The organism is bacterium, from assembly GCA_004299235.1.
Lineage (GTDB): Bacteria > Chloroflexota > Dormibacteria > Dormibacterales > Dormibacteraceae > SCQL01.
The window spans coordinates 200180-224909 of the sequence record SCQL01000009.1; the positions used below are offsets into that span (position 1 = coordinate 200180).

General features: G+C 69.2%; 30 protein-coding genes. 9 read left to right on the forward strand and 21 right to left on the reverse strand.

Annotated elements, in window-relative coordinates; all coding sequences use genetic code 11:
* Positions 1 to 43 precede the first annotated feature (43 nt).
* Positions 44 to 889, reverse strand: a complete 846-nt coding sequence (locus EPN29_03670; protein ID TAN34471.1) for an MBL fold metallo-hydrolase — start codon at positions 887 to 889, stop codon at positions 44 to 46.
* A gap of 10 nt (positions 890 to 899) precedes the next feature.
* Here EPN29_03670 and EPN29_03675 point away from each other — a divergent pair, with 10 nt between their 5' ends.
* The 7 genes from EPN29_03675 to EPN29_03705 all read left to right on the forward strand — a co-directional run bounded on the left by EPN29_03675 (position 900) and on the right by EPN29_03705 (position 8849).
* Positions 900 to 1829 (forward strand): ABC transporter ATP-binding protein, encoded by a 930-nt coding sequence (locus EPN29_03675; protein TAN34472.1) that lies wholly within the window; start codon positions 900 to 902, stop codon positions 1827 to 1829.
* Entirely contained in the window at positions 1826 to 3448 is a 1623-nt protein-coding gene (locus EPN29_03680; GenBank protein TAN34473.1) for a hypothetical protein, read from the forward strand. The genes EPN29_03675 and EPN29_03680 overlap by 4 nt, the downstream gene beginning before the upstream one ends.
* Before the next feature lie 49 nt (positions 3449 to 3497).
* Entirely contained in the window at positions 3498 to 4337 is an 840-nt protein-coding gene (locus tag EPN29_03685; GenBank protein TAN34474.1) for a Ku protein, read from the forward strand.
* Between the two features lie 83 nt (positions 4338 to 4420).
* Entirely contained in the window at positions 4421 to 5452 is a 1032-nt protein-coding gene (locus EPN29_03690) for a hypothetical protein (GenBank protein ID TAN34475.1), read from the forward strand.
* Positions 5452 to 6366, forward strand: a complete 915-nt coding sequence (locus EPN29_03695; protein ID TAN34476.1) for an NAD-dependent epimerase/dehydratase family protein — start codon at positions 5452 to 5454, stop codon at positions 6364 to 6366. Before EPN29_03690 ends, EPN29_03695 begins: the two co-directional genes overlap by 1 nt.
* A gap of 24 nt (positions 6367 to 6390) precedes the next feature.
* Positions 6391 to 7191 (forward strand): ABC transporter ATP-binding protein, encoded by an 801-nt coding sequence (locus EPN29_03700; protein TAN34477.1) that lies wholly within the window; start codon positions 6391 to 6393, stop codon positions 7189 to 7191.
* A 62-nt stretch (positions 7192 to 7253) separates the two neighbouring features.
* Positions 7254 to 8849, forward strand: a complete 1596-nt coding sequence (locus EPN29_03705) for a hypothetical protein (protein TAN34478.1) — start codon at positions 7254 to 7256, stop codon at positions 8847 to 8849.
* Positions 8850 to 8852: 3 nt separating this feature from the next.
* On the opposite strand, the gene EPN29_03710 is transcribed toward EPN29_03705, so the two are convergent.
* The 9 genes from EPN29_03710 to EPN29_03750 are packed head-to-tail and all read right to left on the reverse strand — an operon-like array spanning position 8853 to position 13824.
* Positions 8853 to 9287, reverse strand: a complete 435-nt coding sequence (locus EPN29_03710; GenBank protein ID TAN34479.1) for a hypothetical protein — start codon at positions 9285 to 9287, stop codon at positions 8853 to 8855.
* Positions 9251 to 9871 (reverse strand): ribonuclease HII, encoded by a 621-nt coding sequence (locus EPN29_03715; protein TAN34480.1) that lies wholly within the window; start codon positions 9869 to 9871, stop codon positions 9251 to 9253. Before EPN29_03715 ends, EPN29_03710 begins: the two co-directional genes overlap by 37 nt.
* 60 nt (positions 9872 to 9931) lie before the next feature.
* Positions 9932 to 10339 carry a 50S ribosomal protein L19 gene (locus EPN29_03720; protein TAN34481.1) on the reverse strand — a complete coding sequence of 136 codons (408 nt, stop codon included), beginning with the start codon at positions 10337 to 10339 and terminating at the stop codon, positions 9932 to 9934.
* Positions 10336 to 11010 (reverse strand): tRNA (guanosine(37)-N1)-methyltransferase TrmD, encoded by a 675-nt coding sequence (gene trmD, locus EPN29_03725; GenBank protein ID TAN34482.1) that lies wholly within the window; start codon positions 11008 to 11010, stop codon positions 10336 to 10338. The genes EPN29_03720 and trmD overlap by 4 nt, the downstream gene beginning before the upstream one ends.
* The gene (gene rimM, locus EPN29_03730; GenBank protein ID TAN34483.1) at positions 11007 to 11498 is read right to left on the reverse strand and encodes a 16S rRNA processing protein RimM; all 492 of its coding nucleotides are present in this window, start codon (positions 11496 to 11498) and stop codon (positions 11007 to 11009) included. The genes trmD and rimM overlap by 4 nt, the downstream gene beginning before the upstream one ends.
* Complete coding sequence (locus EPN29_03735; protein TAN34484.1) at positions 11495 to 11899, reverse strand: KH domain-containing protein; 405 nt, start codon at positions 11897 to 11899, stop codon at positions 11495 to 11497. Before EPN29_03735 ends, rimM begins: the two co-directional genes overlap by 4 nt.
* Positions 11862 to 12134 carry a 30S ribosomal protein S16 gene (locus tag EPN29_03740; protein TAN34485.1) on the reverse strand — a complete coding sequence of 91 codons (273 nt, stop codon included), beginning with the start codon at positions 12132 to 12134 and terminating at the stop codon, positions 11862 to 11864. Before EPN29_03740 ends, EPN29_03735 begins: the two co-directional genes overlap by 38 nt.
* Positions 12128 to 13501 carry a signal recognition particle protein gene (locus EPN29_03745; GenBank protein TAN34486.1) on the reverse strand — a complete coding sequence of 458 codons (1374 nt, stop codon included), beginning with the start codon at positions 13499 to 13501 and terminating at the stop codon, positions 12128 to 12130. Before EPN29_03745 ends, EPN29_03740 begins: the two co-directional genes overlap by 7 nt.
* On the reverse strand, positions 13501 to 13824 hold the full coding sequence (locus EPN29_03750; GenBank protein TAN34487.1) for a hypothetical protein: 324 nt from the start codon (positions 13822 to 13824) through the stop codon (positions 13501 to 13503). The genes EPN29_03745 and EPN29_03750 overlap by 1 nt, the downstream gene beginning before the upstream one ends.
* A 41-nt stretch (positions 13825 to 13865) precedes the next feature.
* Between EPN29_03750 and EPN29_03755 the strand changes: the two genes are divergently transcribed.
* Complete coding sequence (locus EPN29_03755; protein TAN34488.1) at positions 13866 to 14156, forward strand: Lrp/AsnC family transcriptional regulator; 291 nt, start codon at positions 13866 to 13868, stop codon at positions 14154 to 14156.
* On the forward strand, positions 14153 to 14923 hold the full coding sequence (locus EPN29_03760; GenBank protein TAN34489.1) for an inositol monophosphatase: 771 nt from the start codon (positions 14153 to 14155) through the stop codon (positions 14921 to 14923). Before EPN29_03755 ends, EPN29_03760 begins: the two co-directional genes overlap by 4 nt.
* Positions 14924 to 14950: 27 nt before the next feature.
* Here EPN29_03760 and EPN29_03765 read toward each other — a convergent pair whose 3' ends face one another.
* The 11 genes from EPN29_03765 to rsmD all read right to left on the reverse strand — a co-directional run bounded on the left by EPN29_03765 (position 14951) and on the right by rsmD (position 24720).
* The gene (locus tag EPN29_03765) at positions 14951 to 15655 is read right to left on the reverse strand and encodes a PHP domain-containing protein (GenBank protein ID TAN34490.1); all 705 of its coding nucleotides are present in this window, start codon (positions 15653 to 15655) and stop codon (positions 14951 to 14953) included.
* 5 nt (positions 15656 to 15660) lie between these two features.
* Positions 15661 to 16674 (reverse strand): signal recognition particle-docking protein FtsY, encoded by a 1014-nt coding sequence (gene ftsY, locus EPN29_03770; protein ID TAN34491.1) that lies wholly within the window; start codon positions 16672 to 16674, stop codon positions 15661 to 15663.
* Positions 16553 to 19975 (reverse strand): hypothetical protein, encoded by a 3423-nt coding sequence (locus EPN29_03775; protein TAN34492.1) that lies wholly within the window; start codon positions 19973 to 19975, stop codon positions 16553 to 16555. The genes ftsY and EPN29_03775 overlap by 122 nt, the downstream gene beginning before the upstream one ends.
* Positions 19827 to 20822, reverse strand: a complete 996-nt coding sequence (rnc, locus tag EPN29_03780; protein ID TAN34493.1) for a ribonuclease III — start codon at positions 20820 to 20822, stop codon at positions 19827 to 19829. The genes EPN29_03775 and rnc overlap by 149 nt, the downstream gene beginning before the upstream one ends.
* A complete protein-coding gene (locus tag EPN29_03785; protein TAN34494.1) occupies positions 20789 to 21037 on the reverse strand; it encodes an acyl carrier protein in 249 nt (82 codons plus the stop codon). Before EPN29_03785 ends, rnc begins: the two co-directional genes overlap by 34 nt.
* Positions 21038 to 21108: 71 nt before the next feature.
* Entirely contained in the window at positions 21109 to 21846 is a 738-nt protein-coding gene (locus EPN29_03790; protein ID TAN34495.1) for a DUF4440 domain-containing protein, read from the reverse strand.
* 221 nt (positions 21847 to 22067) lie between these two features.
* Positions 22068 to 22934 (reverse strand): ACP S-malonyltransferase, encoded by an 867-nt coding sequence (locus EPN29_03795; protein TAN34496.1) that lies wholly within the window; start codon positions 22932 to 22934, stop codon positions 22068 to 22070.
* 50 nt (positions 22935 to 22984) lie between these two features.
* A complete protein-coding gene (locus EPN29_03800; GenBank protein TAN34497.1) occupies positions 22985 to 23161 on the reverse strand; it encodes a 50S ribosomal protein L32 in 177 nt (58 codons plus the stop codon).
* Between the two features lie 23 nt (positions 23162 to 23184).
* Positions 23185 to 23592 (reverse strand): ATPase, encoded by a 408-nt coding sequence (locus tag EPN29_03805; protein ID TAN34498.1) that lies wholly within the window; start codon positions 23590 to 23592, stop codon positions 23185 to 23187.
* Between the two features lie 74 nt (positions 23593 to 23666).
* A complete protein-coding gene (locus EPN29_03810; GenBank protein TAN34499.1) occupies positions 23667 to 24224 on the reverse strand; it encodes a pantetheine-phosphate adenylyltransferase in 558 nt (185 codons plus the stop codon).
* Positions 24169 to 24720, reverse strand: a complete 552-nt coding sequence (rsmD, locus tag EPN29_03815; GenBank protein TAN34530.1) for a 16S rRNA (guanine(966)-N(2))-methyltransferase RsmD — start codon at positions 24718 to 24720, stop codon at positions 24169 to 24171. The genes EPN29_03810 and rsmD overlap by 56 nt, the downstream gene beginning before the upstream one ends.
* Positions 24721 to 24730 lie beyond the last annotated feature (10 nt).

Sequence of the window (24730 nt, forward strand, 5' to 3'; positions counted from 1 at the left end):
CGGGCCGCCCGATGGCAGCCCAGGCTGTTAAGGGCCTAAACCCTCAGGAGCCGGCGAGCCGAGGCTCGGGGCGCCAGCGCCCTCCAGCCTCCAGATACCCCGCCGGCTGGTCCGGTTCATGGCTCAGGACCAGTAGCCACCGGTGCTTCTCCGCCTCATCCAGCAGGCGCGCCTTCTGCTCGAGGAGCCGGAGGGGTTCGATGTCGGCGGACATCGTCCATGGCACCCGTAGGTTGGGTGTCTGGCAAACCAGGTCGCCGGTCACCGCGCAGGCCAGCTCGCCGGAGCGCAGCACCAGGACCTGGCTGCCGGGAGTGTGACCTCCGACGTGGCGGACGTGGACCCCGGGCAGCACCTCGGCGTCCCCATCGAGGAATTCGACGAGCCTGTTGCCTTCGTCGAGGGGAGTGAAATCGTCTGTGAGGTACCCTGCCTGGCTGCGCACGTCCGGATGCAGCGCGAAGTCCCACTCGCTGCGCTGGATGAAATGCCGGGCCCGCTTGAACGTCAGCTCGAGACCGCCCCGCGCGTCGCGTCGCGTCAGGCCGCCGGCATGATCCCAGTGCAGGTGCGTGGTGATGACGGCGTCGACTTCGTCCGGACGGATCCCCAGGCGCTGCAGCGACTGCAGCAGGCCTTCGGGCTCGCGCAGCGCAACCTGCTGCGCGCGCTTTTCGCTGAGCTTGGTGCCGATGCCGGTCTCGCAGACGATGACGCGGCCGTTCACCCGGGCGATCAGGCCGATGCAGGCACAGTCGATCATGTTGTTCCCGTCCGCCGGCTTCTGCTTTTCCCAAAGCACCTTCGGGACGACCCCGAACATCAGGCCGCCATCCGCCTTCCAGCGGCTCGACACCAGTAGGTGAAGCTCCAGGTCGCCCAACCGCACGGCGCCTAATATGCCCGAAGTGGGGATCGCGGCGATACGAACCTCCAAATTGTCCAAGGACTATGGGCTCGGCCGGGGCCTGTTCGACCTCGACCTGACCGTGTCGCCGCAGGAGGTCTTCGGCTACCTCGGCCCCAATGGTTCCGGCAAGACCACGACCATCCGCTGCCTCATGGGCATGATTCAACCCACCGGCGGCTTCGCCCGCATCTTCGGACTCGACTGCCGCCGCGATAGCGTCGCCGTCAAACGCAAGGTCGGCTACCTGCCGGGCGACGTGCCGCAGTTCGGGAGCCTGCGAGGCCGGGAGGTGGTCGCCTACCTCGGCGGCATGCGAGGTGGCGCCGATCCGAAGGTTGTGCGCAGCCTGGCCGAGCGATTCGACCTCGACCTCAGCCGTCGATTCCGAGAGTACTCGAGCGGCAATAAGCAGAAGGTGGGCATCCTGCTGGCCTTCATGCACACGCCCGACCTGCTCATCCTCGACGAGCCGACCAGCGGTCTCGACCCGCTGAACCAGCAGGAGTTCTACGCTCTCCTGCGCGAAGCTCGCGATGGCGGAGCCACCGTTTTTCTCTCCTCGCACATTCTTTCCGAGGTCGAGCACGTGTGCGACAGGGTCGGGATCATCCGCTCCGGCCGGCTCGTCAAGGTCGCGCAGCTGGAGGAGCTGCGGCACATTCGCCTCCACCGGGTCGAGCTGGAGTTCGCCGCGGGCACCGATGTGCCCGCAGCCCAGATCCGCTCGGCCGCCGGAGTCGAGGACGCCCACGTCATGGATCACCGGGTCACCTGCACGGTTCGAGGCAGCTTCCAGCCCCTGCTCCAAGCCATCGACCATGCCGCGGTGACCGACCTGGTCAGCACCGAGCCCAGCCTCGAGGAGATCTTCCTCAGCTACTACAGCGATACCGCCGGCCCCCGAGCCGCCACCCCATGACCGGGGTGGGTTTCGCCTTCCGGCTCGGTCGCTGGGGCATCGCCGGTTTCGCGGCGCTGGCTTTGGTCTCGAGCTTCATCCAGGCGTTGGCCTTCTATCAGCTCGCGGGCCGCACCGGCGCGGACAGAGCCGCGTTCGGGCGGTCCATGTCGGTGCTGGCCTCTCAGTTGACGGTCATCCTCCCGCCGCCGATCCGGCCGGACACGGTCGGAGGGTTCGTCCAGTTCCGCGCCTTCGGAGGGCTCGCGATCCTGTTTGCCGTTTGGGCGCTGGCCTCGGCCGGCGGCGCCGCGCGAGGAGACGAGGAACGCGGCCTGGTCGAGGCCGTGCTGGCGACCGGCTCGGCTCGCGTCGCGATGGTCGCGTCGCGCATCGCCGCCTTCAGCGCCGGCAGCTTCGCCGCCGCCCTCGCGGCCGGCTTGGCCCTGATCCTCGCCGCCATCCACGGCGGCGAGTCGGTGAGCTTGCGGTCCGTGGTGGAAGCCGCGATCGTCCTTGCCGCCCTCGCCGTCAGCTGCTACGCGTTGACCATGCTGATCGCGCAGCTCACGGGAGCGCGGATGTCGACCCCGGCGGCCGGCGTCGTGCTGCTGGCTCTTTTCCTCGACAACAGCCTGAGCCGCACGTTCGCGTCCTTGTCATCAGTCCGCTGGCTGTCGCCGTTCCGCTACTACGAGCTGAGCTATCCGCTCGCTCCAGGCGGCACGTTCGACGTCCGGGCGACGCTGACGCTGCTCGCGATCGCGCTCGTGGCTGGAATCGCCGCCGCTGTAGCCTTCGCGTTGCGCGACCTCGGGTCGCCGCTGCTCCGCCTGCCCGCCTGGTCGCACGCCCCGAGCTACGACCCATCGAGTGGGCGGTGGTGGCGGATCGCCGTGGTTCGCGGCCTGTTCGACGGGCGGGCCGGCCTGGCGGCCTGGGCGCTGGGCTTGGCTGCGCTCGGGGCGGTCTTCGTCGCGCTGACCAAATCGATCGTCGAACCGCTGCTTTCGATCCCCGAGCTGGCGCCCTATTTCGCGGCCTTCGTGCACGGGGACGTGTATCTCTCCTTCCTGGGCTTCATCTGGCTCGGCTTCGCCCAGCTGCTGTTCGCGGCCTTTGCCATCACCCAGGTGGCGCGATGGTCGGCCGAGGACGCCGACGGCCGGCTCGAGCTGATCCTCAGCCAGCCACGATCGCGAGCTGCGATCGTGCTCGAGAGGGCCTTGGTGTTTGCGGTCGGGGCCTCGTTCATGGCCGCGATCAGCGGGCTCAGCGTCGGCTATGCCTCGCATGCCCAGGCGATCGACGTCAATGGCGCGCGCCTCGCGGGCGCCTCATTCCTGCTCGTCCCCTTCGCGCTCGTTTTCGCCGCCGCCGGCTCGCTGCTGGCCGCCTGGAACCCGCACGCCACCGTCGGCCTGCTGGGAGCCTTCGCCTTCGGCAGCTACCTCGTCACCCAGGTGGGCCCGCTCTTCGAGTGGCCGGCCTGGGTCGAAGACCTCTCCGCTTTCAAGCTCTACGGCAATCCGCTCGCGGCCGGAATCGACGGCACCGGCTTGGCGACCATGCTGGTGATAATCGTCGTGGGGTTTGCAATGTCGATGCTGGCGATGCAAAGCCGAGACATTGCAGCCTGAACCTACGCAAAGTAGCCAACCCAGGGTCTAGGAGGTAAACTGCGTCGCCATGCCGCGATCCATGTGGAAGGGCGTCGTCTCGTTCGGAATGGTCTCGATCCCAGTCCGCCTCTACAACGCCACCGAATCGACCGCCAAGGTGTCCTTCCGGCAGCTCTGTCCGGAGCACCACTCGCCCATCTCCTACAAGCGCTGGTGCGCCGATGGTGAGCACGAGGTCAGCTACGGCGACATCCTCAAGGGCTACGAGGTCGGCAAGGATCGCTACGTCATCATCGATGAGAAGGACCTGGACAACCTGCCGCTGACCACAGCCCACTCCATCGACATCGAAGAGTTCGTACCCGCGGATGACATCGAGCCCGGCCTGTACTTCAAGAGCGCGTACTACATCGAGCCGGAAGATCTGGGCAAGAAGCCATATCAGCTGTTGCGCAAGGCGCTGGAGGCGACCGGGCGCATGGCGATCGCGAAGATCGCGCTGCGCGATCGCGAGCACCTGTGCGCGCTCCATCCGGCCGGGCCCGGCCTGGTGATGAACACCCTCAACTGGCCGGATGAGATCCGCTCGACCGAGGGCTTGAAGGGGCTGGACGGCGACGTCAAGATCAACCCGAAAGAGCTCGAGATGGCCAAGGCGCTGATCGAGAGCCTGGCCGACACCTTCGACCCGAGCCGCTACAAGGACGAGTATCGCGAAGCCGTGATGCGCGTCGTCCAGGCCAAGATCGACGGTGAGGTGATCGAGGCGCCGGCCGCGCCCCAGGCAGCGAAGGTCATGGACCTGATGGAAGCGCTGCGGGCCTCGGTCGAAGCCGCCAAGAAATCTCGCGCCACGCGCGAGAAGGCCGCCACCGAAACCAAGAAGGCGCGCCGAAAAGCTTCCTGAGCGGCACGGTGCGGGGCCTCGAAAGCTCGCCCGCGACGGCTGGCGCGGGCGGGCCCAAACGGTGAGGGCCTAATCTGAGCCGGATGGAGGACGCGGGCCAGCTCCAGATCGAGCTCGAAAGCTTCCCCTCGGCGGTGCGGCCGATGCAGGCGGCGTCGGCCGAGGCGCCCTTCAGCTCACCGGAATACGTGTTCGAGGTGAAGTGGGATGGGCTGCGCTGTTTGATCTTTCGAGATCCACAGGGCCAGGTCCACCTGCAGGACCGCGGCCTGAACGACCTCACGGCGGATCTGCCCGAGGTCACGGCGGCGGCGGCACGCATCCCGCCCGGCAGCGTCATCGACGGTGAGCTCGTGGCGACCGACAGCGACGGCCGGCCGGATTATCCGCGCCTTCGCCAACGCCTCGCGGGCGGCGCCGCGCTGCGCGACCGGATCCCCACGGCCTACCTGGCCTTTGACGCCCTGTATCTGGAGGGCAAACCCCTGCTCCGGCAACCCGTGATCCGCCGTCGAGCGCGCTTGAGCAAAGCGGTCGAGGCCGGAGGCCACATCTTCGTCCCCGGCCACATCGACGAGGACGGCGTCGAGCTCTTCGAAGCGTGCCTCGAGCGCGGCCTCGAAGGAGTCGTCGCCAAGCACAAGCAGAGCCCCTACGTGCCGGGCCAGCGCAGCCCGTTCTGGCTCAAAGTCAAGGCCGTCAAGTCCGATGACTTCGTCGTCATCGGCTGGATGGGCGACAGGCCGTTCGACGCGTTGGTGGTGGGTTACCACGAGGACGGCCGGCTCCTGCCCTGCGGCACCGTCGGGGGCGGCTACGACGAGTCCACGATGCACGCGATACGGCTGTCCATGGCCGACCTCAGGACCGAGGATTCACCGCTCGAGCCGCCGCCGATCATGACGAGGCCGGTGCATTGGGTGCGGCCGGAGCTCGTCGTCAGCGTGCGCTACTCGGAATGGTCGCCGGACGGGACGCTGCGATTTCCGATCTTCAACGGCCTGCGGCCGGAGGTGCATCCCGCGGAAGCCGTCCGGCACCGCCCGCGTGTCGTGATCTCCGGTCATGTCAGGCCCGGCTCCCTCGCCTATGACCTGACCCGGTTTCCCTTCTGATGGCAGCCGGGTTCGACGTCGTCACCGGCGCCTTCAGCTTCACCGGCCGGTTCATCGCGCGCCGCCTGCTCAGCCGGGAACGCCGAGTGCGCACTCTGACCAACCATCCGCACCGGCCCGGAGCAGAGGAGCTCCCGGTCGACGTCGCGCCGCTCCGGTTCGACGACCGGGCCGGGCTGGTCGACAGCCTTCGCGGAGCGGACGTCCTGTACAACACCTACTGGGTGCGCTTCCGCCATGGGCGCATGGGCTTCGGCGATGCGGTGGCCAACACCCGCGTCCTGATGGGAGCCGCGGCCGAGGCGGGGGTCCGAAAGGTGGTCCACATCTCGGTCAGCAACCCATCGCCGGACTCGCGCCTCGACTACTTCGCCGGCAAGGCGCGAGCCGAGTCCGTGGTGCGGGAATCCGGGCTCAAGTGGGCGATCGTGCGCCCGACGCTCGTCTTCGGCCCCGGCGACATCCTGATCAACAACATCGCCTGGCTCCTGAGACGGGTGCCCATCTTCATCGTCCCGGGCCTGGGCGATCACCAGCTCCAGCCGGTGGCGGCTGAAGACGTGGCGGAGATCGCCACGTGGGCGGCGGACCAGACCGACAACGTGACGGTCGACGCCGCCGGTCCGGACCTCCTCACCTACACCGAGCTCGTCGAGCGCGTCGCCATCGCCGTCCGGCGCCGGCCGCGCTTCGTCTACGCACCGCCGGCGCTGACGCTCCTGGCCGGCGACATCATGGGCCGCTTCGTGCACGACGTCGTCCTGACGCGCCAGGAGCTCGAGGGGTTGATGGACGGCCTTCTGGTATCCAAGGAAAAGGCGCGCGGCACGCGGCCGCTCGACAACTGGCTGCTGACGAGCTCGGACACCCTGGGCAGGAGCTACGCCTCGGAGCTGGAACGCCACTTCCGCTGACCGGGCGTTGGTACCCTGCTGAGGATGCCGTCGCCCGCGCCGAAGGCGCCCGTCGCGGTCGAAGCCCGCGACCTCTTCAAACGCTACGGCGTTCTCAAAGCCGTTGACGGCGTCAGCTTCCAGGTCCGGCGCGGCGAGATCGTCGGCTTTCTCGGCGCCAACGGCGCCGGCAAGACCACCACCCTGCGCATGCTGTGCGGGCTGCTCACTCCGACTTCGGGAACCGCGCTCATCGAGGGCATCGACATCTTCGCGCAGCCCCTGCCGGCGAAGGCCAGGCTGGGTTACCTGGACGAAGAGCCATTCGTTCACCCGCACCTCACGGGACCTGAGTTCCTGAACTACGTCGCCGACCTCTACAGGATGCCGCGAGGCGTGGAGCGCCGGCAGCGGATGGAGCGCCTGCTCGGACTCTTCGAGCTCGCCGGCCGCGACGGCGAGCTGATCGGCGCCTACAGCCACGGCATGCGGCAGAAGATCGGGCTCGCGTCGCTCCTGATCCGGGAGCCATCCGTCCTGCTGCTCGACGAGCCGACCAACGGGCTCGACCCGCGCTCGGCGCGGCTGGTCAAGGACCTGCTCGAAGAGCTCGCGACTCGCGGCACGACGGTGCTGCTTTCAACGCACATCCTCGAGGTGGCTCAAGCGCTCTGCAGCCGCGTCGCCATCATCGATCGAGGACGCATCGTCGCCACCGGGACGATGGAGGAGCTGCGCGCCCAGGCGGGCGCCGAACAGGCGAGCCTCGAGGACCTGTTCTTGAAGCTCACCGCCGGACCGGAGTCGAAGGAGATGATCGAGCGCCTGCTCGCACCCGGATCCTGAACCCGTTCGCGGCGACGCGGATCATCCTGGGGGCGGAGCTCCTCGCCCTCCGCCACCGCCTGTTGAAGCGCAGCCCCGTCCGCCTGGCGCTGCTCGCGGCGTTCGGCCTCGTGGCGGCCGTCTTCATCGGCGGCGGCGCCTTCACCCTCGGCGCCACCGCCGGCATGTTCCTGGCCGCGGCGCGAGACCCTCTGCTCGCCGGCGGCTTCACCGCGCTGTCGGTGCTGATGTTCGTCGTCGGATTTCCGACTGTCATCGCCGCCTTCTTTGTCGGACGCGATCTGCTGCAGCTGGTGGTGGCGCCGATTCGTGCCGGAGAGATCTTTGCCGCCCGGCTGATCGTGGCCATGAGCGCCAACCTGCTGATCAGCGCCATCCTCCTCGCCGGCGTGCTCGGGATCGGCGCCGGTTCAGGTGCGCCTCCCGCGTATTTCGTCCTGGCGGTGCTACTGATCTTCATCCAGGTCCTGGTCGTCACCGCATTTCAGGCGAGCCTCATGTCGGTCGTCCTGCGCTGGGTGCCCGCCCGCCTGGCGCGCGACGTCGCCGCCGCGGTTGCCGGCCTCGCCGGCGCCGGCTTCTACCTGGCCTGGAACCTGAGCCTGCGGCAGTCCTTCTCGAGCCGCCGGCGGCCCGACCTGGCCAGCCTCACTTCGGTCGCCCACCGCGTCGACGGGCTGCCTTCGGCCTGGCCGGGTCACGCGCTGAGCGCCGGCGTCGCGGGCAACTGGCCGGCGGCTGCCGCGTGGACCCTGCTCACCCTGGCTCTCGGCGGGCTGATCGTCGGGGCGGCCGCGCTCCTTTACGAGCGCACGCTGCTCGCCGGCCTTGGAGCCTTTGGGGGCGGACAGGCGCTCTGGCGGACGGCCCGGCGCTCGGGCAGCACCGCCGGCGGAGGCGCTGGCTCGCCGGCACGGGCGATCGCGCGCAAGGACTGGCTCGCGTTCAGACGCGATATCCGCCGCCTGAGCCGGCTCCTGCCCGCCGTGCTCTTCCCGATCGGCTACGGCCTCGCTCTCAGCCAGCCTTCCCGAAACCTCGGCGGCTTCTGGACCGACGTGTTCCTGGCCGGATTCATGTCGATGTTCCTGTCGACGACGCTGGCGACACCGTCGATCCCCGGCGAGCGGCGGGGCTTCCAGCTGCTGCGGATGGCGCCACTGACCATGTGGCAGGTGATCCGGGCCAAGGTGATCCTCACCCTGCCTCCGGTGCTCGCGCTCACCGTTGCCTTCATTACCGTCGTCGCCCTCGTCAGCGGCAGGGGCGCCGCCGAGATCCTGCAGCTGGGGGCCCTGGTGATCTGGCTCGGCGCCGGCTTTGTGGCCATCGGAGTTTCGGCCGGGGGGATCGACCCGCGCTTCGAGGCCACCGACGAGCGCCGCGCGGTCGGCCTGGTCGGCACGCTGGCGGGGCTTGGCGGCGGGCTTGGGTTTGGCATGCTGAGCATCGGCGCCTTTGCGCTGTTCGTGTTCGGAGCCGAAGCGGTCGGCGGCACGGCCCACCTCGGACCGATGCCGTCATCTCCGGTTCTCGGCGGCCTGATGTGGGCCGCCGGGGTTGTGCTGGCGGCGGGTGGGGCTGCGATCGTCGGCCTGCTGCTGTGGATCGCGAACGTGCGCCTGCGTGGCTACGACGAGGCCATCGCGTCCACCTGAGGGTCAGCTGAAAGGATCCTCGATGAGCTCCGCCTCGAATTCAAGCGCGCCCTTCACCCGATTCGCGGGGACCCCGGTTGGAGACGCGCGCCCGGCGCCTGGGCCCGGCTTGACCGTCAGGCCGACCACCGCGTACCGGATCGGCCCTCGCCAGTCCGCCAGCGCACGGTATTCGGCCGCCGCCGCCATGAGCGCTCTCCGCTTCCGCGCCCCGACCGCTTCCATCGGCGCCCCAAACGCGCCGTCGGTGCGCGTCTTCACCTCCACCACCACCAGCTCCCGGCCGCGCCGGCAGACCAGGTCGAGCTCGCCCCGCCTGGCCGTGAAGCCCGCGCCGACGACCTCATAGCCGCGCCGGCGAAGCAGGTCGGCCGCCGCCTTCTCGCCGGCGCGACCGAGCTCTACCCGAGCAGGACCGGCTCGCGAAACGGCGCCCATGACGTCCGATGGATCGGGCTCGGACCGAGGCGGCGGATGGCGGCGCGGTGCGCCGCGGTGGCGTAGCCCTTGTGGTCCGCGAACCCATAGCCGGGATACAGGCGGTCGTACTCGATCATCGCGTGGTCGCGGGCGACCTTCGCCACGATGCTCGCCGCCATGATCGAGGCACAGGTGCGGTCACCCCTGACGACCGCCATCTGCGGCAGGGGCGCCTCGGGCACATCCCAAGCGTCGACCAGAAGATATTCGGCCGCCAAGCCCAGCCCGGCGACGGCGCCGGCCGTGGCCAGATGCCGGGCGCGGAGGAGTCCCAGGCGGTCCACCTGCGCGTGGTCGACCGCGCACACCGAGACGGCTTGCGCACGCCGGCGGATCAGCCCATCCAGGCGCTCACGTTGTGCCGGCGTGAGCAGCTTCGAGTCGTCCAGGCCGGAGATCCTGACGCCGATCGGGAGGACGACGGCGCCGCCGACCACCGGGCCGGCGAGGGGGCCCATGCCCACCTCGTCCACCCCGGCCACGACCCGGTAGCCCATGGCGCTGGCCATGCGCTCGTAACGCCACAGCATCGGCCGGCTCATCGACCCGTCACGGTTTCGACATTAGCGAGCCATGACCGCCGGCGCCAGGGTCTTAACCGCCTATTCGTCAGACTCCGTGCTCGCCGGTTCGGGCTTGGCCTCGGCGGCGGGCGTTTCGCGAACCAGGCGCCTGCGCTCGCGGATGCGCGCTTCCTTGCCCACCTTGCCACGCAGGTAGTACAGGCGGCCCTGCCGCACGTCTCCGTGGCGCAGCACGTCGACCTTGTCGATGCGGGGCGAGTGGATCAAGAACGTCCGCTCGACGCCCACTCCGTGAGTCACGCGCCTGACGGTGAAGTTCTGCCGCAGGCCGCCGCCGGTCACCCGGATCACGGTGCCCTCGAACACCTGGATGCGCTCGCGCGTGCCTTCGACGACCTTGGCGTGCACCTTGACCGTGTCGCCCGCACGAAGGGCGGGGACCTTCTCCTTCTGCTGCTCCTTCTCGAGCTGCTGGATCACGTTCATGTCTTCTTCAACTCCTTGGTGTGTGACACATGTCTTTGGGCTGCTTGTTGACGGCGCCACTGGCGGATGCGCGCGTGGTCGCCGGACAGGAGCACGTCGGGAACCGTCATGCCCCGATACTCGGCCGGTCGCGTGAACTGCGGCCACCCCGACGGCTCGCTGGAAAAACTGTCCTGCGTGAGCGATTCGGGATCGCCGACGACACCCGGTATCAGTCGCGCGACCACGTCGATCAGGACCATGGCCGGGATCTCCCCCCCGCTGAGCACGTAGTCGCCGATCGAGATCTCGCGCGCCGACAGCGCGGTGCGGACGCGGTCGTCGATGCCCTCGTAGCGCCCGCAGACGATGATCAGGCCGGGCTCGGCGGCCAGCTCGCTTGCGATCCGCTGGTCGAGGGTCTCACCCCAGGGCTCCATGAGCACCACCGGGCCAGCGTTCTGCGGGCGCATCGACTCGACCGCCTCGATTGCCGGCTCGGGCTTGATGACCATGCCGGGCCCGCCGCCAAACGGCATGTCGTCGACCTGGCGGTGGCGGTCGTGGGTGTAGTCGCGCAGGTCGTGAGCGTGCAGCTGGACGAGCCCCTTCTCGATCGCGCGCCCGACCACGCCCTGCTGGAACACAGGCGCGAACATCCCGGGGAAGATCGTGACGACGTCGAATCTCATGCGTCCTCGAAGTCCACCAGCCAATCCGCAACGACCACGTGACCGGCGGCAACGTCCACCTCGACGACCGCGTCCCTGGTGGCCGGAATCAGATGCTCGACGGCTCCATCGCGGCTGACCCACACGTCATTGGCCGGGCGCTCGAGCACCTCGGCCACCGTGCCCAGCCGCCGGCCCGAGCTCGTCAGCACGGTCAGCCCGACGACCTGGTGGTGGTAGAAACGGCCCTCGGCCAGGGGCCGCGCCGCCTGGTCGGGAATCTCGAGGTAGCGGCCGCGGAACAGCTCGGCCATCGTCCGGTTGTCGACGCCGCGCAGCTTGACCACCAGACCCGGATGTCCGGGCCGGCTCCACTCGACGTGGCGCTCAGAGCCTTCAATCACCACGCCGGCGCCCACGTCGAAGCGATCCTCGAAATCTGTCAAGGGAATTACCTTGACAGCGCCGTCGAGACCGTACGGACCGGCGACCTGCCCGACCCGGATCATGACTCCGGCATCCCTCCGCCGGATGTGCGCGTCCGCGGCGCAGGATGGGCGAGAGACGGGTTGGCGAGGTCGACGAAGACCCGCTTGCGGTCACGCAGCGAAGCGACTCGCACCAGCGTGCGGATGGCCTCGATGTTGCGCCCGGCCTTGCCGATGAAGCGACCGACGTCGGCGTCGGCGAGCTTGACCTTGATCGCCACCGTGCCGCCACCGCGCTCGAACGCCTCGACTTCGACCTCTTCCGGTTTCTCCGCCAAAGACTTCGCCACGTATTCGACCAGGGCGCGGTAGTCGACGCCGGGACCAGCCGGTCCGAGAGGACGTTCACTCCGGAAACCGCGCCCGGGGCCACCGCGTCGAAAGTCACGCCGAGCCGGTCGACTTCTCTGAGCGTCGCTCAAGAATTCCCTCCCGCTTCAACAGGCTGCGCGCGGCTTCGCTCGGCTGAGCGCCCTGCTGGAGCCAGCGCACGACTTTGTCGGCGTCGATCTTGACCACCACCGGGTCGGTCATCGGATCGTAGTACCCGAGATGCTCGATGAAGCGGCCGTCGCGCGGCGAGCGCGCGTCCGCCACCACGAGGCGGTAGAACGGGTGCTTTTTCGCCCCCATCCGCCTCAACCTGATCTTTACCAACCTATGCCTCCTTGTCCAAACAGCCGGGGCACGCCCCCGGCCTTGCCTCTGCGGTTCACGGCGCCGAACTGTTTCGCGACCTGCTGCATCGTCTCCCGCGCCTTCAGCACCCGATTGACGTCGGCGGGCTGAACGCCGCTTCCCCGCGCGATTCTGCGTTTTCGCGCCCCGTCGATGAGCTCCGGGTGGGCGCGCTCCCTGGCGGTCATCGACAGGATGATCGCCTCCATCCGGCGGACCTCGCGCTCCATGTCCGGTGGCGTTCCCTGCGTGCCCCCGGCGCCGGCGACCTGCTTGCGCAGCGCCCCACCACCCGGGATCATATCGAGGACGCCCTCCAGCGAGCCCATGCCGCGGAGCTGCCGGATCTGGGTCAGGAAGTCGTCGAAGCTCAGGCGCCCGGACCGCAGGTGGCGCTCGACCTCGACCGCCTTCTCCTTGTCGAGGGTGCGCTCCGCTCGCTCGATCAGCGTGAGCATGTCGCCCATACCCAGGACCCGTGACGCCATCCGTTCGGCGTGAAAGACCTCCAGGTCGTGCGGCTTCTCCCCGGTGCCGGCGAAACGGATGCGCTGGCCCGTCGCGACCCGCAGCGACAGCGCCGCTCCGCCGCGCGCGTCACCGTCGAGCTTGGTCAGGATCACCCCGTCCACGCCGACCTCGCCGCCGAATGCCTCCCCCACCCTCACGGCTTCCTGGCCGGTCATCGAATCGGCGACCAAGAGGGTTTCCGTCACGGGCACGGCAGCCTTCAGCCGCTTGAGCTCCTCCATCAGGTCGGGGTCCAGGTGAAGCCGGCCGGCGGTGTCCAGGATGACCACGTCGCAGACCAGCCGCTGCGCTTCCCGGATCGCGGCGGTCGCGATCTGTTCGACGGCGCCGGCACCCGAGTGAAAGGGGACGTCCTCCTGCTCGGCCAGGGTGCGCAGCTGCTCGACCGCGGCCGGGCGCCGCAGGTCCAGCGCCACGAGCAGGGGCTTGTGGCCCTCGCGCCGTGCCAGCAGGGCCAGCTTGATCGCGGTGGTGGTCTTGCCCGAGCCCTGGAGGCCCGCGAGCATGATCACGGTCGGGGGCGCCGACGCGTATCGGATCCCCTCGGAGTTGCCGCCGAGCAGCTCGACCAGCTCGACGTTGACCGCCTTGACCACCTGCTGCGGCGCGGTCAGCCCCGGCGCCACATCGGCGCCCTGCAATCGCGCGCGCACCCGTTCCACGAACTCCTTGACCACCTTGAAGTTCACGTCCGCCTCCAGCAGGGCGAGGCGCACCTCACGAAGCCCGGCATCGACGTCCTCAGGGCGCAGCACCCCGCGGCCCGAGATCTTCTTGAGGGCGGCGGCCAGCCGCTCGCCAAGGGCTTCGAACATCAGAGCGCCGCCTCCAGCCTGGCCAGGCGACGCTTCAAGCCGCCGAGCTCGCGTTCCAGGCCCTCCAGCGCCCGGTGGCGCCGGGCGGACTCGGCGAGGAGGCCCAGCCTGCGTTCGTACTCCTGCAGCGCCTGGGTGGAGCGCCGGACGATGTCGTGGGCCGCCGCTCGCGAGGTGCCCTGGTGGGCGGAGATCTCGGCGAGCGACCAATCGCTTCGCAGGTAGAGGTCGAGGATCTCACGTTGGTGCTCGGTCAGCAGCGCCCCGTAGCGCTCGAACAGGGCCAGCGTCCGGCCGCGAGCCTGGAGGGTGTCAAGTGCCATGCCTTGACAGCTTACCAGGACTAGAATCTGGGCCAGACCTGATGCTCACCGCGTTCATACTCGTCAAATCCACTCGCGCCGGGCTGGCTCATCTGGGCTCTGAGCTCGCCGACGTCGAAGGCGTCGCCGAGGTTTACACGGTGACCGGCGAATGGGACTTCGTCGCCATCGTCAGGGTGCGCGAGCATGAAGACTTGGCCAATGTGGTGGCGCACCGGCTGACCGCCCTGGAGGGGATTGACCGCACCCAGACCATGGTGGCCTTCCAGCAGTTCTCGGCCCACGACTTGGAAGCGATGTTCGGGCTCGGCCTCGAGGACAAGAAGGCCTGAGCGAGCTTCTCCCGGTGGCTCTGCGCGCCGCCCGCGCGGGCGCCCGTGTGCTCTCGGAAGGCGGGCTGCCCCGGCCCGGCGGACCGGCGGACCTGAAGGGGGCCGGGGATTACGTGACCGCGTCGGACCGCCAATCCGAGGCCGCGATTCTCGAGGTCCTGGCGCGCGAGACACCGGGCATCGCCGTCCTGGCGGAAGAGCGCGGAGGCAAGCGCGCCGGGACGATGTGGGCCGTCGACCCGCTGGATGGCACGACCAACTTCACTCGCGGATTTCCCGTGGTCGGCGTTTCGGTCGGGCTGCTGGATGCCGGCCTGCCGGTCCTCGGGGTGGTGATCGCACCGTTCCTCAAAGCCGAGTTCACGGCCGCGCAGGGGCGACGGACAACCCTGAACGGCGAGCAGCTGCCGCGCCTGCCGGCGGGCGACCCGGCGCGCGCGGTCGTGGCCACCGGCTTCCCTTTCAGAAACAAGAAGCTGCTGCCGCGCTACCGGCCGGTGATGGAGGGAGCGCTGCGGCGATTCGAGGATCTGCGCCGCGCCGGAGCCGCCGCTCTGGACCTCGCCTGGACGGCGGCGGGCACGTTTGACGGCTTTTTCGAGCTCAACCTGAACACGTGGGATGTTGCCGCCGGCGCCGCGCTGGTGATCGGGGTGGGCGGCCGGGTCACGGATTGGTCGGGCGGCGACAGCTGGGTCGAGACCGGGAACATCCTGGCGGCGAGCCCGAGGGTGCACGAAGCTCTGCTCGAGCTGGCCGGGGCATAGCGCCCCGCCCCGACGGTTCGGTGGCGTTCAGAGCCGGCCGCTCAACCGCCTGATCGGCAGCTCCACCAGCGCGCGCCACTGCTGGCGGATCACCAACCCGATTGGAATGTGGTCCGACGCGCGACCCAGCCGCGGCGCCGTCGCGCGCAGCCGCACCGCGGTCCGAAAATCGCCGTCGTACGCGGTGAGCACGCGTCCCATGTCATGCGCCCCGAAGTGACAATCGCTGCCGCCGATCGGAGCCCCCAGGCGCTCGCGGTTGTGCGCGTAAAACTCGTCGAGCCGGCGTCTCCGCCGTGCCCCGATGGGGACGGTGAACATCATCTCGATGCCATCCACGTGGTGACGCTCGAGCAGGCGGCGCAGCATGCCGGGCTGGATCGAGCCGAAATAAACCGGCATGAAGGGGTGCGGAACGATCGCCAGCCCGCCCTGGTCGTGGATGGCCGCAACCGTGTCCTCGAGCGTCATTCCACGCCGCACGGGCTGCTCCAGAAACCAGCCGATGATGTGAGTCTGCGCCGGCCCCTTCGTGGTGATCTCCTGCCCGGCGACCACCGTCAAGCCGGCGTCTTCGCCGCGCTGCTGGACCTCGGCCACCGAGACCATCGTGTCGTGGTCGGTCACGGCGATGAGATCGAGCTTCGCCTTGACCGCCGCATCGACGAGCTCCGCCGGCGTCACCATGCCGTCTGAGGCGATGGTGTGGCAGTGGGGGTCGGCTAGAGGCATCGAGGCTAACTCTCGAACAAGGACCGCAGGTAGGCGTCGGGGTCGAAGAGCGCCAGGTCGTCGATGCCCTCCCCCACGCCCGCCAGCTTCACCGGCACGCCGAGTTCCGACTCGATGGCGATGAGGGCGCCGCCCTTGGCACTGCTGTCGAGTTTCGCCAGCACCAGGCCGGTGATCGGGACGGCTTTGTTGAACGCCCGCGCCTGGACCAGGTTGGTCAGGCCCAGCACCGCGTCCAGGACCAGCAGCGACTCGTAGGCCGCGCCGTCGAGCGCCCTGCTCGCCACCCGGCCGATCTTGGCCAGCTCCTCCAGGAGATTGCGCTGCGTCTGCAGCCGGCCCGCGGTGTCCACGAGCACGACGTCACTGCCCCGGCCGCGGGCCCCCTGCAGGCCGTCGAACACCACCGCCGCCGGGTCCGCGCCTCGCGTGCCCTCGAAATGCGAGACGCCGGCGCGCTCGGCCCAAGCCACCATCTGCTCGATTCCGGCCGCGCGATACGTGTCCGCCGCCACCACCAGCGGCTGGTGGCCCATGGCCCGCAACCGGTGCGCGAGCTTGCCGATCGTCGTCGTCTTGCCGGCGCCATTGATGCCATAGAGCAGAATGCAGGCCGGGCGGCCGCTCAGCTCGAGCGTTCGGGGGCGGGTCGACATCAGCGAGAGGGCGACCGCCACCAACGCGTCCACGGCTTCGTCCCGCGTGCGCGGCGTGCGAGCCCGCACCCCGGCGGCGAGTCGAGCGGCCATCGCCGGGCCCAGGTCGGCCGAGAGCAGGAGCTCTTCCAGCTCCTGGTAGTAGCCCGCCGCCAGCGGCGGGCTCAGGGAGCGAAGCCCGGCGGAGAGCACGCTGCGCGTGCGACCGGTGACCCGGCTCCAGACGCTCGCGGACGTTGCCTCAGCCCGCCTGGGCCGCGGTCGCGGTCTGGGCGGCGGGCTTGCGAATGTCCTCCAGGCGGACGGACACCAGGTGCGATGAACCGCTCTCGTCGAGGTGGATGCCGTAAAGGGTCGCCGCATGAGACATCGTCACGTGGTTGTGCGTGATGACCAGGAACTGGCGCTGCGCCCCAAGCCGTGCCAGCATTTCGCCGAACCTATCGACGTTGGCGTCGTCGAGCGCGGCGTCGACCTCGTCGAGAACGGTGAAGGGGCTCGGGTTGACCTCGTCCAGCGCAAGCACCAGCGCCAGCGCGGCCAGCGATCGCTCTCCAGAGGACAGCAGGGTGACATTCTGCAGCCGCTTGCGCGCCGGTTGGACGAGGATCTCGACGCCGGACCGGGGCCCTTCGTCACCGTCCGCGTGCTTCAGCGTTGCGCGCCCACCCGGCGTGAGCTGAGAGAAGTACTCGTGGAAGTTGGCGGCGACCGCGCCGAAGACCGCCTCGTAACGCAACTCCTCCTCTTCCCGCAGCTTGCCGATGAGCTGCTCGAGGTCGGCGCGCGCGGCGGCGATGTCCTCGAGCTGCGCATGCAGCGTCTTGAACCGCTCTTCCAGCTCGCGGCATTCGGTTTCCGCCAGCGCGTTGGTCGGACCGATCTCCTCGAGGCGGCGCTCCAGCGCGCGCATCTCGCGCTCACGCGCCTTGCCGCCCGGGACCTCCTCCGGGGCCACGCCGTCGGGCATCCTCGAACGTATCTCCTCCATCCGCGCCTGCAGGAGCTCGGCTTCACGGACGATGAGCCCGAGGTTGCCCTCCAGCGTGCCCGCCTTGAGCCGGGCATCGACGCGCGCCTCGTCCAGGGCGACCAGCCGCCGGGCGCCCTCGGCCATCTCGGCCTCGTCCTCCGGCGATTCGGTCTCGGTGGCGACCAGCGCCGTCCTCGCCGCCTCCGCGGCCGCGCTCAGCGCGGGCAGCGCCTCGGCGGCCGTGGCGGCCGCCGACTCGGCCTCGGCGGCGCGCGTGCGCCGTTCCTCAGCCGAGCGCGCCAGCCGGCTCTGGTCCTCCCCCACCGAGGCCAGCCGCCGTTGCAGGTCGTCGACACGGTCGCGCCATCGCGCTCGCTCGAGCTCGGACTGGCGCGTCGACGCCCGATGTTCGCCCAGCGCCGCGAGGTGGGCCTCCAACTCCCTCGCCGCCGCTGCGGCGTGATCCTCGGCGGCGGCGGCGGCTGTTTCCAGCTCCGGTAGCTTGGACTCCTCGCCTCGTTCCGCGGCGCGCGCCGCCTCGAGCAGCCGGGTGGTCTCCTCCAAGCGCGCCGCGCCCGCCGCGCGCGAGCGCAGGTCGGCGAGCGTCGTATCGCACCGCTTCAGCCGGCGGACCGCCTCGTCCACCTGGGACACCTCCGGCTCGAGGGCCTGGATCCGTTCGCGCAGCCGCCTGCGTCTCGCATCGATGGCAACGCGTGAATCCGAGCCGGCCCGAATCAGTCCGGCCTCGTGGTAGACGCCTTCGAGCGTGACGTGCTCTCCCACCACCACCCCACCCAGCAGGCGCCTGGCGACGAGCTCGTAGCCCGCGCCGCAGGTGACATGGTCGAGAAGCGACCCGGCCGGCACTGATGCCGCCGCCGCCACCGGGAAGAGCACCGTGCGCTGATGGTCACTGTGCTCCGCGGCGGCCACCCCTCCAGCCTCGTCGCGGGCGACTAGAGCATCCACGAGCGGGCCCAGGACCGCGGACAGCGCCGCCTCGTAGCCCGGTTCCGGCGTCAGCACGTCGCTGAGCCTCACCAGTCCGGGCCCCGATTCGGGACGCAGAGCGTCCAGCCCTTCGAGCTCGGAGCGAAGCCTGGCGACCATCACCGCCGCCGCCTCTGCCGAGGCCGCCGCCGCCTTCGCGCGCGCGAGTTCCGCCTCGGCGGCCGGGATCTGTTCTGCCGCCGCGGCCAGCGCGTTCATCCGGGCGGCCTGCTCCTCGAGGAATTCCCGTCGCGTGCGCAGCCCGGACAGGGCCGAGGCTGCCGCGGCCACCGCACGGCGAGCCTGCTCGGCGGCGCGCCGCGCTTGCTGCGTCCGGTCGGGGTCAAAAGCCACGGGGAGGGGCGGCGCCTCCGGCACCGCCTCCAGGGCCTGCCTCGCCTGCCCGGCCTCGAGCGTGAGTTGAGCTCGAAGCGCTTCGGCCGCGACGGCCAACGTCCGGTTCTCGACCTCTTCGCGGCGGGCGGCCTGCGCCAGCGCTCGCTGGTTCTGCGCCCTTGCGTCCGCCAGCTGCCGCGCGTGGTCCGCCTCCGCCACCTCCAGGCGCAGCCGGCCCAGGGTTCGCTGCCGGGCCAGGCGCCGGTCCTGCGCCGCCTGGACGTCCGCTCGCCATGACTGGAACTCCGCCTCGGCGGACTGGGCGAGGTCGCGAGCCTCGGCCAGGCGCCGATCGAGCGACTGGGCCTGCGACGCCGCGCGCCGGTGCGCGTCGCGCGCCTCGCGCCACTCCTCCCAGATGATGCTGCCCCGCAGCAGCTCGAGCCGGGACGACGCCTCCGACGCCTCCCGGGCGGCCTCGGCTTGGGCCTTCAAGATCTCGAGGCGGGGCTCGATCTCCGATTTCAGGTCTTCGAGCCTGAGCAGGTTGGCGGCGAGCTCCGTCAGGCGCTGCGTGGCCTCATGGCGGCGGGTCTTGACCCCGCGAACCTGCGCGGCCTCTTCGAGGAGCTGCCGCCGTTCGGCCGGCGAGCAGGTCACGATCGACTCGATGTCGTGCTGGCCGATGATCGCGTACGAGTCCACGGTCAGGCCCGTCGACGAGAGCAGGTGGATGAGGTCGCGACGGCGCACGCGGCTGCCGTTCAGGAAGTAGTCACTCACGCCATCCCGCTCCACGCGCCGCTTGATGGCGACCTCGTGGTAGTCGACGGGCAGCCGGCCGGCCGTGTTGTCGAACACGAGCGTGACCTCGGCGAACGCAGCGCGAGCTCGCCGCTCGCCGCCGGCGTAGATGACCTCTTCCATCTTCTTCCCGCGGAGGTCTTTGGCCTGGCCTGAACCCAGGACCCACTTCAGGGCGTCGACGATGTTGGTCTTGCCCGATCCGTTGGGCCCGACGATCGCGGTCACGCCGCCCTCAAATCGGATCTCGGTCGGCCGGGCAAAGGTCTTGAAGCCCAGCAGGCTCAGCGAGCGAAGGAACAAGTTCGCCCTAACGTAGCAGATATGGGGGTCGACCGCCCCTCGGGCACAACATGTGGAAATCAGAATGTGCGGCCGGGGATCCGGCGAACATCTCCGGGCGCACCCCCTACTCCAGCGGCTCTCCGAACTGCCGGCTGCGCGGCGCGGGCGGAGCGGGCGGCGCGGCCTCGACCGCGGGCTCAGGCTGGGGCTCCGGTGGGGGCTCGGGGTGGGGCTCCGAATGGGCCTCGGGATGGGGCTCTGAATCGATCGCAACCACCTCGAGCACGGGTGCGGCGGGTTCCGCGGCCGCCGCGGCCCGGCTTCGCGGGGCGCGACGCGCGCGCGGCTTGGGGGTCTTGGCGGGCTTGGCGCCGGCGATCTCGGTCACCGATCCGAGCAGGCTCTTGAGCGCCGCCCGGGCGGCGTCCTGCTCCGCCTCCTGCTTGCTCGCCCCGTGCCCGGTGCCCAGCGGGTCGGCGCCGGCGAACACGACCGACGTGTACTCGCGATGGTCGCCGACTCGCGCTCCCTCGCTGTCGTAGAACGGGGTTGCGCCGAAGCGCTCCTGCGCCACCTGCTGCAGGCGGCCCTTGAAGTTCTCGTCGCGGGCGGGTGCCGGCAGCGATCGGTATCGGTTCAGGTAGTAGTGGTAGGCCGCGCCGTAGCCGGCATCGAGGAACACCGCACCGAGCACCGCCTCGAACGCGTTGGCGAGCAGCGACTTCAGGCTTCGCCCGCCGCCTTTGGCGATGCCCTTGCCGAGGTACAGGTAGCTGCCCAGGTCGAGCTCCTCGGCGAGATGGGCCAGCGTGTTGGTGTTGACCATGGCCGACCGCGTCTGGGTGAGCTCGCCCTCGCTCGCCCCGGGATGATGCTTGTAGAGGTACTCGGCCGTGATCAGCTGCAGGACCGCATCGCCCAGGTACTCCAGGCGTTCGTTGTCCCGGGGCGAGAGGTGCGGGCTCTCGTTGGCGAACGAGCTGTGCGTCACCGCCTCGAGCAACAGGCCGGGGTCGCGGAAGTGAATCCCGATCTTCTGCTGGAGCAGCTCTAGGGATTGGGCCAGGGGTGCGGCCTGCGGCTGTGCTATGAGCCGGCCTTCTCCTGGATGTACTCCCACGCCTGCCCGACGGTCGTGATCTTCTCCGCGTCCTCGTCGGGAATCTCCAGTCCAGTGTTCTCTTCGAACGCGTAGATCAGCTCGACGAGGTCGAGCGAGTCGGCATTCAGGTCCTCCTGGAAGGAGGCGTCCATCGTCACCTGCTCGGGCTCGCAGCCCAGGCGCTCGACGACGATGTTTTTGAAATCCTCGAAGCTCAGTTTTTGGGTTTCCATGTCCGGAATACTCTACACCGCCGCCGGGGACCCGGGCTCCGACGGCCCGGGTCCCCACCCCGTCTGAGCTGCTACGAGGTTGTCTTGTACACCTGCGGGGGTGGTGCGGGAGCCAGGCCGAGCTGGGTCATCAGCTGAGCCTGGTCGTAGATCAGGTGCAGTCTCTTGACCAAGCCGCGATCGACCTCCAGGACCTGGATGTACTCGCCCTGGACCTTCCGGCCCGTGGCCGGCACGTCGCCCATCGGCGTCGTCAGCGTGCCGTGGTGCGTGCCGGTGAAGACGCCCTCCACGATCACCGTGTTGCCCTGGGTGAAGATGTGCTTGGCCTCCACCCTCGCGTCAGGAAACGCCTTGACGAAGTTCTGGTTGAACTCCTTGACCGCCTGCGGCCCCTTGAGCTTGACGTCCCCGGGCGCGATGCCCTCGATGTCGGGGGCCGCGTCCCTCGCCAGAGCTTCCAGGTCGTGCGCGTTGAAGGCCTTCAGGCCGCGCTCCACCACCGCCTTCGCCTCGAGCTGGGTGGACGCCGCCATCTCGAACAGTTCGCGCTTTGGATCCGGGCCGCTCTGGTACTTCTTCAGCGAATCGAGGAGCTTCTCGGCCTTCGGACCGAACGACTTCGCCGCCGCCTCGTCCTCGTAGATCCCGATCGAGATGAAATCGCCGGTTTCGCGGTTGACCAGCAGCGTCGCGGAGCGTCCGCCCTTGTGAGTGGCGATCGCCGGCAGAGCCGAGTCTTTGTACTCCTTGATGGCTTTGTCCAGGTCCGTTTTCTTGAACTTCGCCTTGATCACGCCTGCGTTCATATCCCACCTCCGTGAGAAGAAATCCGACGCGGCATGCGCTCGCGTCGGGCAGGCGGTCCTCTGACGAGACCGGATCGCTTCGGCATGTCCACCCCTGGCTCTCGGGACGCCGGCTACCGGATGCGCGCCGGGCGCACCCTCAACCCTGATTCTGCGCTTGGCTTTGAGCGGCCAGTCAAGGCACGTTAGTCGAGTAGGCAACAAATCGTCGCCGCCGGCGCTCAAGCCGTCAGGTTGAGCTCCTGGCAGGCGGCCGGGGTCCCCACGGCGGTCGCGGCCGCGCCTGGGGCCAGGTCGCGCATCATGCCCGTCAGCGCCCGTTTGGGACCGACCTCGACGAACGCGTCGCAGCCCATCTCGACCAGGCCGCGCACGCAGGCGGCCCAGCGCACCGGCGAGCGGAGCTGCATCTCCATGACCTGGGGGATTCGATCCCCCCCGAGGTGAGGCTGCCCGGTCAGGTTGGCCATGACCGGGATGCGTGGAGCCTGCCATTCGATCTGGTCGAGCGCGGCCCGCAGCCGTTCGGCGGCCGGGGCCATCAGCGGCGTGTGAAAGGCCGCGCTCACGTTGAGGGGAATGACCCGCTTGGCTCCTGCCGCCAGCAGCCGCTTGGTCGCCGCCTCCAGGCCCGTCATCGTGCCGGCGATGACCGTCTGCGCCGGCGTGTTGTAGTTGGCCGCCCAGGCGTCATTCATCCCGGCCAGCGCCACCTCAACCGCCTGCGAGTCGATGCCGAGCACCGCCGCCATCGAGGTGGTGCCGGCAGGCGCGGCCTCGGCCATCGCCTTCCCGCGCTCGACCACCGCCCTGATCACCTTGGGGGCGTCGACGGCGCCCGATGCCGCCAGAGCCGCGTACTCACCGACCGAGTGACCCGCGGCGGCCGCCGGCTCGATGCCGCGCCGGCGCAGGAGAAGGGTCAGCCCGATGCCGACGAAGCACAGCGCGGGCTGGGCGTTCTGGGTCAACCGCAGCTCGTCGTCATCGGCGGTGATGAGCAGGTGACGCAGGTCCACGCCTGCCGCCGACCCGCACTGGTCGCAAAGCTCGGCGACCTCCGGATCGTTGAGGAGCTCGGCTCCCATCCCGGCCTGCTGTGAACCCTGGCCGGGAAAGACGAACGCGACCTTGGCGCCTATTCGGTCTTGACGACTTCGCGGCCGGCGTAGTGGCCGCAGTTGGGGCAGACGGTGTGCGGTCGCTTCGGCTTCTTGCAGTTGGGGCACGGCTGGATCTGGACCAGCGCGAGCGCCAGGTGCGAGCGCCGGCGACCTTTCTTCGATTTGGATAGCTTGACCTTCGGTAGAGCCATGGCCTGGCGAATTCTACGTGAAGCTAGGCCCCGGCCGCCTGGTCACCACCCTCGTCCGCCGCCGGCTGGCTGGACTGCAGCGCCTCGACGCCGCGGCGGACGGTGGCGAGCGTCCGCCCGAGATGCGCCTCGAGTTGCTTCAGCTGCTCGAGCGCGTAGCCCTCCGCCTCGTGAATGATCTGGTCCGATTTCGCCTGCGCGTCCTTGATCACCTGGGCCGCGTGACGCTCCGCGCGCCGGAGGACCTCGTGCTCTGAAGCCGTCTCCTCCGCCCGCTCATTGGCACGGGACATGATGCGAGCGGCTTCGGCATGCGCTTCGGTGATGATGCGCTGCTGCTCGGAGACGGTCCAGTTCGCCTGCTTGATCTCGTCCGGCAGGTTGAAGCGCACCTGGTCGACGAGCTCCATCATCTCGTCTTCATTGACCATGACCTGCGTCGACAGCGGTACATGGCGCGCGTTCTGGATCAGGTACTCGAAACGGTCAAGCAGCTCGTCGACCTTTATCTGTACTTCTCCTTCAACGCTCTCGCGACCGCCGGTGGAACGAGGTCCGACACGTTCCCGCCGTAACTGGCGATGTCCTTCAAGATACTTGACGAGACGTAGATGTGGGCGAAGCTCGACATCAGGAAGACGGTGTGGATGTCGGGCGCGAGCTTCCGATTCATCAATGCCTGCTGCAGCTCGGCGTCGAAGTCGGAGTAAGCGCGCAGGCCTTTGACCAGAGTCGTGGCGCCCCGTGACCGAGCGAACTCGACGGTCAGGCCCGTGAAGCTTGCCACCTCGACCCGCTCACGCCCCTTGAGCGCCGCGCCGACCAGCTCCATGCGCTCTTCGACGCTGAAGAGCGGCTGCCGTTTGTCGGGATTCGCCGCCACCGCGACGATGAGCTTGTCGAAGATGCCGATAGCGCGATCGACCACATCGAGGTGGCCGTTGGTGAACGGGTCGAAGCTGCCGGGATAAACCGCGGTCTTTGATTTCGGGCGGGAGACCGACAAGTTAATTCGCCATGCGCGCGCCCGGCGCCAGGAGCACGGTGACCATCGTGTCCCCATATCGACGCTGCCGGTCGACCTCGAGATGCGTAAGCTCCGGCAGCTCCTGCCGGCGAGAGTGCTCGGCGACAACCATGGCGTCCTTAAGCTCGCGGTCGAGCACCTTGAGGGCGCGGTCCAGGACCAGGTCGTCGTAAGGCGGATCGAGGAACACCAAACCGGCGCGCTGAACCTCATCGGGAAAACCCTCCAACCAGCGCACCACGTCACCGCGAACAACATGCGCACGCTCTTTGAGGCCGAGGTCGTCCAAGTTCTGGCGCAGGATAGCAAGACCACGTGGCTCCCGGTCCACGAAGGTCACACCTGCGGCTCCACGCGACAGGGCTTCGATGCCAAGAGCGCCGGAACCCGCGAAGAGGTCGAGGACGTGCGCTCCGGCGATGCCCGGTCCGACGAGGTTGAAGATGGCCTGCTTGACCATGCCCTGCGTGGGCCGGATGCCTTTCGGCGCCTTCAGCCGCCGGCCTCGGGCATCGCCCCCGCTGACGCGCAGCCTGGACAAC